At 74.1% G+C, this 509-nt stretch carries 1 protein-coding gene and 1 pseudogene; both read right to left on the bottom strand.

Features of this window, described 5'->3' with window-relative positions; genetic code table 11:
• Nucleotides 1–297 (bottom strand): phage tail protein (locus GH736_RS24280; RefSeq protein ID WP_235934678.1); only part of this gene is annotated, 297 nt, incomplete at its 3' end.
• Nucleotide 298: 1 nt separating this feature from the next.
• Nucleotides 299–509, bottom strand: a pseudogene (locus GH736_RS24275) (putative baseplate assembly protein); the annotation flags it as partial.

Here is a 509-nt window from a genome sequence, read left to right as displayed (position 1 = left end):
GGTGCCCGCCCGCCGGTGGAGGGCTGCCGCCCCCGCGACGATGCGCCGCCGGTGCTCGACCGACCACGCGGCGTCGAGCTCCACGTCGACCCACCCCGCGAGCCAGTCGAGGAAGTCGGGAGGGGTGGTCTGCGGGCGCAGGTAGGAGTCGAGGTTGTCGAGCACGGCGAACACCGGCGCGAGCGAGGTGTCGAACGCGCCCAGGAAGCGCTGCAGGAACTCGTCCTCCTGCAGCACCGCGGGCAGCCGGTCGATGACGGGAACCGGGCTGTCGAGACCGCCGATGACGCCGCGCACCTCACACCCCCGCCGTCACGCGCACGCGGTGCTCGAACCCGAAGACGAGCGCGTCGGGGTCGAGGTCGATGCGCTGGGTCGGCTCGCCGCGCTTGCCGGTGACCGGGTCGGCGCCGAAGAGCAGCACCTCGTCGACGAGCTCGGTGCCCGGCAGCGACTGCAGCACCGAGTAGACCTCGCCGGCGAGCACGGGCCGCCCGAACGGCCACCCG

It is taken from the genome of Agromyces humi, from assembly GCF_009720255.1.
Lineage (GTDB): Bacteria > Actinomycetota > Actinomycetes > Actinomycetales > Microbacteriaceae > Agromyces > Agromyces humi.
The sequence above is the reverse complement of the archived record's forward strand: the minus strand, read 5'-3'. Positions and strand labels throughout refer to the sequence as shown.